The sequence below is a fragment of the Pseudidiomarina aestuarii genome (genome assembly GCF_048263735.1).
Taxonomy (GTDB): domain Bacteria; phylum Pseudomonadota; class Gammaproteobacteria; order Enterobacterales; family Alteromonadaceae; genus Pseudidiomarina; species Pseudidiomarina aestuarii_B.
Genome location: NZ_JBLXDX010000005.1, coordinates 136,159 through 145,763, shown reverse-complemented (window position 1 = coordinate 145,763; position 9,605 = coordinate 136,159). Strand labels below are relative to the sequence as shown.

10 protein-coding genes are annotated in these 9,605 nt (G+C 45.5%); 6 read left to right on the top strand and 4 right to left on the bottom strand.

Annotated elements, in window-relative coordinates:
* Positions 1-87 (top strand): integrase core domain-containing protein (locus tag ACN0S4_RS11535; protein ID WP_417657825.1); only part of this gene is annotated, 87 nt, incomplete at its 5' end.
* A gap of 166 nt (positions 88-253) precedes the next feature.
* On the opposite strand, the gene ACN0S4_RS11530 is transcribed toward ACN0S4_RS11535, so the two are convergent.
* The gene (locus ACN0S4_RS11530) at positions 254-1,060 is read right to left on the bottom strand and encodes a DUF6615 family protein (protein ID WP_417657817.1); all 807 of its coding nucleotides are present in this window, start codon (positions 1,058-1,060) and stop codon (positions 254-256) included.
* 509 nt (positions 1,061-1,569) lie between these two features.
* On the opposite strand from ACN0S4_RS11530, the gene ACN0S4_RS11525 reads away from it, so the two are divergent.
* From ACN0S4_RS11525 to ACN0S4_RS11505, 5 genes are all read left to right on the top strand, one after another.
* Positions 1,570-2,232 (top strand): hypothetical protein, encoded by a 663-nt coding sequence (locus ACN0S4_RS11525; protein ID WP_417657816.1) that lies wholly within the window; start codon positions 1,570-1,572, stop codon positions 2,230-2,232.
* Positions 2,233-2,391: 159 nt separating this feature from the next.
* Entirely contained in the window at positions 2,392-3,003 is a 612-nt protein-coding gene (locus tag ACN0S4_RS11520) for a DUF6037 family protein (RefSeq protein WP_417657815.1), read from the top strand.
* Positions 3,004-3,151: 148 nt separating this feature from the next.
* Entirely contained in the window at positions 3,152-3,610 is a 459-nt protein-coding gene (locus tag ACN0S4_RS11515) for a hypothetical protein (RefSeq protein WP_417657814.1), read from the top strand.
* A complete protein-coding gene (locus ACN0S4_RS11510; RefSeq protein ID WP_417657813.1) occupies positions 3,603-4,649 on the top strand; it encodes a serine/threonine-protein kinase in 1,047 nt (348 codons plus the stop codon). Before ACN0S4_RS11515 ends, ACN0S4_RS11510 begins: the two co-directional genes overlap by 8 nt.
* Before the next feature lie 2 nt (positions 4,650-4,651).
* A complete protein-coding gene (locus ACN0S4_RS11505; RefSeq protein ID WP_417657812.1) occupies positions 4,652-4,825 on the top strand; it encodes a hypothetical protein in 174 nt (57 codons plus the stop codon).
* A 165-nt stretch (positions 4,826-4,990) separates the two neighbouring features.
* Here ACN0S4_RS11505 and gcvP read toward each other — a convergent pair whose 3' ends face one another.
* The 3 genes from gcvP to gcvT form a co-directional block, all read right to left on the bottom strand.
* Positions 4,991-7,900, bottom strand: a complete 2,910-nt coding sequence (gene gcvP / locus ACN0S4_RS11500) for an aminomethyl-transferring glycine dehydrogenase (RefSeq protein ID WP_417657811.1) — start codon at positions 7,898-7,900, stop codon at positions 4,991-4,993.
* A gap of 93 nt (positions 7,901-7,993) precedes the next feature.
* Complete coding sequence (gene gcvH, locus ACN0S4_RS11495) at positions 7,994-8,383, bottom strand: glycine cleavage system protein GcvH (RefSeq protein ID WP_417657810.1); 390 nt, start codon at positions 8,381-8,383, stop codon at positions 7,994-7,996.
* Positions 8,384-8,427: 44 nt separating this feature from the next.
* Entirely contained in the window at positions 8,428-9,504 is a 1,077-nt protein-coding gene (gene gcvT, locus ACN0S4_RS11490; protein ID WP_417657809.1) for a glycine cleavage system aminomethyltransferase GcvT, read from the bottom strand.
* Positions 9,505-9,605 lie beyond the last annotated feature (101 nt).

The window sequence follows — 9,605 nt, the reverse complement described above, 5'->3', positions numbered from 1 at the left end:
TGGCGGGATGACTATAACAAGAGTCGACCTCATCGGGCTTTAGACAACCTGCCACCCTTGCAGTTCGTGGCATCCATTGAAAATTGAACAGCTCAATTCATTCCTCGAGTGGTTCTAATAATGGGGGCCTGTCAAAGAAACTGAACTATTCTTGAGAGTATGGTGCTATTTAAGGAGAATGGTCACTTTCTCGATAGGTTTCATATTTTCTTTGAATGCATAACGCTAGAGTTCAGGAGCAATTTGTTAGATTTCACTCCACCGACCTCAGATCCAATGTCACGATCCCATCAGCATCGGGAAGTTGATCCGAAAATTCCCGCTCATACCATTCAAACCGACCATCTTTGGAATGATCCACAAGCGACGAGACATAGCCAGGCAACTCTTCGTATAGCCCCCTTCTTTCTTCGACAATATCGCTGTTTCCATCAACGCGAGAGTCGCGAAAATAGCGATTAACAAATTGATCAAGCTCATCAATTGATTTTTTTGCGGTCTGAAAGGTATATGGACAACATACCAAACACTCAATAGGGTTAGAATGTTCAACAACGTCATCAACTGAAACATGTCTCCTAGCAGGTGAAATGAATCTCCGATTGATAGTGTTGGCCGCCGCAAGATAGATTGCTTGATTTAACGGTTCATGCGGAACTGGACCGCCGCACAACTGAGCATAATGTCCAGGCTCAACATATATGACGTAAAATGCCAAAGCATTGTTTGCGCGAGCATCATCCAACAGTTTATCGATCTGCAACCCATGTTGATTCGAGTAAGCAAGACTGGGGTAAGCGTCTATTCCTAATCTCAGCCTTTTAGCCTGTATTCGCAATCGGAGCGATTGCTGATTTCCGATGAACCACCACTCCCAATCTGCTCCCGTTACTCGCGCCTCTTGTGGTTTTGTGAATTTTAGATACTTGAGCCCGCTTACCTTTGCTGATAGGTCGTAGAGTAACCAATCGGTAATCGACTCCTCTCCAACGCTCGATTGAGCCGATATCCAGCCAGCTACATATGCAGTTGCCGCCCGAAAATGATAACAATTAATCATAGACATCCCCATTTATCTCTATAATTTGTATGTCATGCATACGCACCATATACAACTTTTAGTTTTCGTTATGTCATTGACATTAAGAGATTTAAATTCACAGCACAACAATAAATACGCAATTCTGCCGAAGTAAACATGCCGTGCGTCGGCGTCAATACGCATACTAACAATGAGGCGGCTAGTCTCTAATTGAATTATACCCGAAGTCAAAAGGTCAGATTTTCGCTAATTACTGACCTTCAGCTTTGAGCCAAAAGCTGACATTTTCAATCTTCACTGAACTTTCAGAATTGTAAAAATAGCCTGTCCACATCTCGATACTACTAATACTTGTTAAGCGGATTACTCCATACTTTGTGCCAGACAAAAATTTGTTAAGCGTATATGTCGTTTTATTTTTTATAAATACTCAGTAATGTAGTAAACATTAAATTTACAAGTAGGGACTACCCCGAGTTTGAATGCGGTTCAACCCGCCGAATCTGCGTTATGCCTAAAGGAGTCCGATGCAGGAAATTTATGATCTAATACAAGGGAATCCTAAATTCTATGCATGGGCATTTGGAATTGTAAATCTATTATGGGTTGCGTTCGCATACTTCAATAAGCAGAGACATGAAAGACACCTAAAGCAGTTTGAACAAGATCTTAGATTCAGAGCAGATAGGCGATTAAAAATATTCGATCTAAAGGCATCTGAATACGCTAAGTACGTTACTGACTTGGACAGCTTTGGAAAGAAGAATCAAATTGAAATACCTGAGCGTATGAAGCCAATATTTGATCAGTATCTTCAAGATTATCTTGCAGCCACAGAAGTGGGCGATAAACAGGGAGAAAGGCAGGTTATCGGTTGGTTTAGCTCTCAAATCTCTGCGTTGATGCAGGAAGGATTAAAAGATGTGTTGAAACTCAAAAGTGAATCCCATCGATTGAAGCTAATCGCAACAGACGAGATGCTGCAAACCTTTGATAAATTGGAACAGCTTGCACAAGAATCAATGGATTGCACCAACGAATATATGAAAAACTTTACCGAAATAATTTTTCATCAGCAACACGAAAAAACTGAAGCTTTTCAAAGGCAGGCCGCAGGGCTGGCATCTGAAATACAAAATCAAACTAGAGCTCTAATGAATCAAATGAGGAGCGAGCTCAGTGATATATAGGCATAACAAAGCAAGTCAACATCGCGCCTACGGCGCTGGACTCGCTATCGCTCGCCGCTGCTTGCGGCGTTATATTCCATGTGAAATGTAGTGCCTAATAGCTGCATTCTAACTAATTATTTCGGCCTTTTAACATACTGAATATCAAGAGTTAAGGATATGAGTGTATTTGAGAATTTCAAGCTATTAAAAGCGGATATGGTTACAAAGGGCTGGGCTATAGAAGCATTCCCTTTCAATTACAAAAACCGTGATTACATTGTGTTGGCTAAACTGTACGAAGATGGAGAAAAAAAACCCAAATACGCTTTGATGAAAGTAGAGTTATTGAAAAGTGAGAAAATTAATGAGCGACTAGTTTCATCGGTAAACGTAAATGGCTTCCTTATCGAGGCGAAGCTGTTAAGAGCTTTTTTTGATATTGAGTATGGCGAAAACCTTGGAGATTTATTGAGTCAGTTTAATGAGTATTTTGCTCAGTTTATTCCAGATCATGTAACTTTAGGTAAACCGCCACATATTAAGGAAGCAATGGTGACATCTCTATCAAAGAGTGATAGCCAAGATCCTAATAAGCGCTTCTGTTATGGTGTTATGAGAAATTCAGATGGGCGACAAAGAACTCTTTTCAATGACAATAAAACTAGATTGCTAAGACCCACTTTGTACCAAGAGTTCAGTAGTGATCTATCGATAAGCTTTTGCTACTCAACTGATGCTAATGATCACAAACTTGATGCAGTAATAATTCAAGATTTTTCTAAAAGATGAGTTTGGATAAATTATTATGGGGATTTAAATATAGCAAAACTCTTAGCACGTTCCCTTCGGTCACTGGGATAGCAACGCAGGGGCGCTTCGCGATTATGCCTCTACGTCATTGCCGGTTATCTTAGCGTTATATTTTTATGGGGGTTATGTGAACACTCTGGGAATTAGAGTAAAACCATGTGCAGTCATTATAGCAATATATGATTCAGACGAAAATGCTATCGTAAACGTTGAAGGCATTAAAATACCAAAGGCCCTGCCAACGCCTGAGGCTCTAAAATATATTAGAAATTCCATATTGGATATTCTAAGAGAGTTCCATATAGAAAAGGCTGGCCTAAGGATAGTTGAGAGCAACTCTCAAACATTAAATATTCGACGTATTGAGATTGAAGGTGTAATTCAAGAGGCATTTGCAAGCAGTCTGCTATCTAGCTATTTTTGTGGTCAGATATCTACGATTGCAGCAAAATTGGAAATGGAACGAGCCGATTTCAAATTATATGTTGAGGGGGAAAAATCATATGTTCTGGTTGAAGACTGGGATCATCATAGCAAAGAAGAAAAGGAAGCTATTTTAACTTCTTTGGGGGCTTCAAATGCTTAATACGACAAGGACAGCAGAATTAAGCTTTCACATCCATCAGGAGATTGGCCAAGAAGGCAAAAACTCAACCGTCTTCACCGCTAGAGATCTTCAGCTTAATGCTGATATCGTTGTTAAGAAAATGATTAAGGCCGACTTTTCAGATATAAATGAATACTTCAATGAGGCTAGTCTATTGTATCTGAGCTCCCACCCAAATGTTGTTCCTATTTATTACGCTTGTCAGGATGATAATCATCTTTTTCTCGCCATGCCCTATTTTCAGCGTGGCTCTCTGAAGAAGAGAATGGCAAAATCTCCTGTGAGTGTTAGAGAAATTATTGTTTGGTCAACACAAGTTCTAAGCGGGTTACACAATATTCACTCGAAAAGATTGATACATTTTGATATCAAGCCGGATAATATTTTATTTTCTGATAGAGGTGAAGCTCTATTATCTGATTTTGGGCAATCAAAGCAAACCACCTTCAGTGGGCTTGCTGGTCAAGATAGAATCTACGGAAATATGGTTCCTCCTGAGGCATTTAGTACAACGAATTTTAATAATCAGTTCGATATATACCAGTTCGGTCTAACACTTCATCGGATGTGTGTCGGAGATCAGTCTTTTTACTCTGAATATGCTACTTTTATAGAAAACGGGAATTTAAATAGACCAAGGTTTAGGCACGCAGTTGTGAGTGGTCAATTTCCAAACAAGGATAGTTATCCAGAGCACATTCCTCAGGCATTGATTAATACTGTCAAAAAGTGTCTCGCTACTGATTTGGCTCACCGTTATGCTTCTGCGATAGATATAGTCAACGACTTGTCTGATATTGATGGTGAGCTTCTTGATTGGACTTTATCATGTGACGGATTGAGCCGTACGTGGCTTAAGACTCATAGTGATGGGCGTATATTTGAGCTAACTGTTGATAATGACGGTGCCTCGCTGGCAAAGAAAACATCGGCAGCAGGAAATACTCAAAGAGTGACTGAATATTGTAAACCTCAGCTGAACAGAGCTGAAATTAAGCGCTTCCTAAGGAGGTACTAAATATGAATAAGGTCACTAATAAAAAAGAGTGTTATCAGAGTCGTTCTAAAAGAGTTTCGGAATTTAGCAATATTCATCCGGCAACGAGAGATGAAAAAATATCTCGTGAACAATACAAAGTCGATTGTAGTGGCTACTTTATCTGGGGTTCCAGAGGCGATCCCCAAAAAATATAACAAAGTGCTACTAGGGATAAGCCTACGCTTTGCTTTAGTTTGTTCCAGAGCACGGCGTTAACGTTCACTCCTCGCTCAAAACGGACGTTAGCACAAACAATAATACCCTCTGAATCAGAGGGCATTAGCAGTTCTAAATCATGGAAATATAACCATCAGCAACGGCTACCGGTAGCTCTCCAGCGGAGGGCAGCTACACATCAGATTCCGATCACCATAAACGTCATCAATGCGGTTGACGGTTGGCCAGAACTTGTTCACGGCAACGGCGGCTACTGGGTAGGCGGCAGTGCTGCGGTCGTACGGGCGGTCCCAGTTGGCGTCGACAATGTCGGCCAGCGTATGTGGGGCGTGGTGCAGTGGGTTGTTGTCCTCTGGCCACTCGCCTTTTTCAATACGGCGGGCTTCGTCGCGAATGCTGATCATGGCTTCAATAAAGCGGTCTAGCTCGGCCTGTGATTCGGATTCGGTTGGCTCGACCATTAAGGTTCCTGCTACTGGGAAGCTCATGGTTGGGCTGTGGAAGCCGTAGTCTTGCAAGCGCTTGGCTACGTCCATTTCGGTCACGCCACAAGCATCTTTGAGCGGACGCAAATCAATAATACATTCGTGCGCCACGCGGTCATTCCGGCCTTTATAGAGGATCGGATAATGCTTGCTGAGTTTCTTCGCTACGTAGTTGGCGTTCAAAATCGCAACTTCAGTGGCCTCACGCAACCCGCGGCTGCCCATCATGGCAATGTACATCCACGAAATCGGCAGAATGCTCGCGCTACCAAATGGCGCTGCAGATACCGCACCGTTGTCTAAACCAGTACCGTGAATCGGCACTACGGTGTGATTCGGCAGGAATGGCGCGAGGTGCTTCTTCACACCAATAGGACCCATACCTGGACCACCGCCACCATGCGGAATACAGAAAGTTTTGTGCAGGTTCAAATGCGAGACATCGGCACCCACATAACCCGGTGACGTCACGCCCACTTGCGCGTTCATGTTGGCACCGTCCAGATACACCTGACCACCGTACTCATGCACGATGTCACAGATCGTCTTGATGCCCTCTTCGTACACACCATGGGTAGACGGATAGGTCACCATAATGCACGACAGGTTGTCACCGGCTTCAGCGGCTTTCGCTTTCAAGTCTTCAAGGTCAACGTTACCGTTCTTGTCACAGTCTACAACCACCACGTTCATGCTCATCATCTGAGCAGACGCTGGGTTGGTGCCGTGCGCAGAGCTTGGAATCAAACAGATATTGCGATGGCCTTCGCCACGGCTCTGATGAAACTTGGCAATGGCTAACAAGCCGGCGTACTCGCCTTGCGCGCCTGAGTTTGGCTGCATAGACATAACGTCGTAGCCAGTAATGTCCACTAACCACTCAGACAAGGTGGTTAACAACTCACCGTAACCGGCCGCTTGGTCGGTCGGGCAGAACGGGTGCAACTGACCAAACTCTGGCCAAGTGACTGGAATCATTTCTGCGGTGGCGTTGAGCTTCATGGTGCACGAGCCCAAGGAGATCATGCTGTGGTTCAACGACAGGTCTTTGTTCTCGAGTTGCTTGATGTAGCGCAGCATCTCGGTTTCAGAGTGGTAGCTGTTGAATACTGGGTGCTCAAGAATGGCGCTGGTACGCACTAGTTCGGCTGGAATAGATTCCAACTCACCGGCAGCTACACGCGAGTCTAAAGTCTCGATATCGAGGCCATGGTCTTCGCCAAACAGCACTTCGAATACAGTTTCTACGTCAGCGCGGGTTTTGGCTTCGTCGAAGCTCAAACCGAATTGCGCCTTATCGTTTACTTGACCATCAACACGCAGGTTAAAGCCTGCATCAACCGCTTTCTGAATCAATGCTTCAGCGTTGCCGCTGTAGGTAAAGGTCAGGGTATCGAACCAAGTGGTGTTCACGAGTTCGATGCCTGCGTCTGCACCTTTGTCGCGGATGCCCAGCGCGGTGATATCGGTCAGACGGTGAATGCGTGACGCAATCGTCTTCAAGCCTTGTGGGCCGTGATAGACCGCGTAGAACGACGCCATGTTGGCGAGCAATACTTGCGCGGTACAGATGTTCGAGTTCGCCTTCTCACGACGGATATGCTGCTCACGAGTTTGCATAGCCATACGCAATGCTTGGTTGCCACGCGAATCTTTCGAGACACCAATAATACGACCTGGCAGTGAGCGCTTGTACTTGTCACGGGTAGCAAAGAACGCAGCGTGTGGACCACCGTAGCCCATAGGCACGCCGAAACGCTGAGCAGAACCCAACACAATGTCGGCACCCATTTCTCCCGGTGCCTTCAACAGCACTAAGCTCATGATGTCTGCTGCTACGGCAACAATACCTTTGTTACTTTGAATGTCGGCAATCAGCTGCTCAAGGTTGTGCAATTGACCTTCGCGGTCTGGGTATTGCAATAAGGCACCGAAGTGTTCTGTTGCGGTCGCTTCATGCGCTGGCCCTACAACTACTTCAAAGCCAAACATCTCGGCACGAGTTTTCACCACGTCGATAGTTTGTGGGTAGACGTTGTCCGCCACAAAGAAAGTGTTTGATTTGCTCTTGCTGACACGCTTGGACATTGCCATAGCTTCTGCCGCAGCAGTCGCTTCATCTAACAATGACGCGCTAGCAAGTTCCAGACCGGTCAGGTCCATGGTCATGGTTTGGAAGTTCAAAATGGCTTCCAAGCGACCTTGTGCAATTTCTGGCTGGTACGGCGTGTACGCGGTATACCAACCTGGATTTTCTAACACGTTACGGAGAATGACATTGGGGACCAGCGTATCGTAATAGCCCATCCCAATAAATGACGTCAGAACCTTGTTCTTCTTGGCAATAGTACGCAACTTGGCCAGCGCATCGCGCTCGGTCATGGGCTCGCCAACGGCTAAGAATGGCTCACGACGGATGGCGCCTGGCACCGTATCCGCAGTTAACCCTTCCAGTGAACTCTCGCCCAATTCGGCCAACATGGCGGCTTGCTCATCGGCACTGGGGCCAATGTGGCGAGCAATAAATTCACCATGATTTTCTAACTGTTGCAGTGTGGTAGTCGTCATTTACTTCAAATCCCCTCATCGCGGGTTAGACAGAACTGATGAAACACAAAACCCCGGCCATTCGTACCGGGGTTATGGTTTTCAAGTCTCGTATTACTCTTCGTCGATAACTGCTTGATAGCCTTCAGCATCAAGCAAGCTATCAACTTCACTAGCGTCGTCGGCTTTAATCTTAAATAGCCAACCGTCGCCATAAGGATCACTATTGACGGTTTCTGGAGCGTCTTCTAAGTCTTCGTTGATTTCGACAATTTCGCCAGCAATCGGTGCGTAGATGTCTGACGCTGCTTTCACAGATTCAGCTACAGCTACGTCGTCACCTGCTGCAACGTTGTCACCAACGTCTGGCAATTCAACAAACACCATGTCACCTAATAGGTCTTGAGCGTGCTCAGTAATACCTACGGTGTAGATACCATCACCTTCATTGCGCACCCACTCGTGGGTTGATGCGTATTTTAATTCTTTTGGAATGTTGCTCATGTTCTAAATCCTTCAAAGTAATGATGAGCTCGCTCGAGCGCGGTCTATAGCACCGACTTGCCGTTGCGAACGAAACTAGGTTTGACCACGCTCACTGTAACTAATTTTTTGCGCATTTCCACCTCGGCGGTGTCGCGAACGGTATTTGGCACGCGCGCCATAGCTACAGAGAAGCCCAACGTGGGAGAGAACGTACCGGATGTAATCATTCCTTCCCCACCTTCGACAATCACTTTCTGACCGTGTCGCAATACACCTTTTTCTTGCATCACTAAGCCGACTAACTTGGCGTGACCATTGGCTTTTTGCTGCTCCAATGCCGTACGACCAATAAACTTACGGTCGGCTGGCTCAAACGCCACACTCCAACCCATATTGGATTCTAATGGGGTGGTGGTTTCGTCCATGTCTTGACCGTACAAATTCATGCCTGCTTCTAAACGCAGGGTGTCACGCGCACCTAAACCGCTTGGTTGCACGCCAACATTCAGCAAGTCGTCCCACAACTTCTCGACGGCATTTGCTGGGACTACAATTTCATAGCCTTTCTCACCTGTATAACCGGTGGTGGCGACAAATAGATCACCTACTTGTACTGACATAAATGGCTTCATGCCTGCTACTTCAGCAAATGCGTCGCCGAGTACTAACTTGAGCTTGTCTTCAGCGTTTGGACCTTGCAGGGCAACCATCGCGAGCTCTGGTTGCTCAGTGATGGTGACTTTAAAGCTTGCTGCGACGCTGTTGATCCAGCCCATGTCACGCTCACGCGTGGCTGAGTTCACGACTAAGCGATACGACTCGTCAGTAAAGTAGTACACGATGAGGTCATCAATCACGCCGCCAGATTCATTCAGCATGCTGCTGTACTGGGCTTTGCCGTGTACGGTGAGTTTGGCAACATCATTCGCCAACATGTAGCGCAAGAAGTCTTTGGCTTCGATACCCGCCACATCAACAATAGTCATGTGCGATACATCGAAAATACCTGAGTCTTTACGCACAGCATGATGCTCTTCCATTTGCGAGCCATAATGCAGTGGCATGTCCCAGCCATGAAAGTCGACCATTTTTGCGCCTGCTTTCACGTGGGCATCGTATAACGGGGTCCGGTTGGCCATGAGCACAACGTCCTTTTATGATTTAAATTGCCATTTAAAAAGTGCGCAAATTATAAAACTTGCGCGCGCTCGTCACAAATGAATATTCCTTATACCTTTAT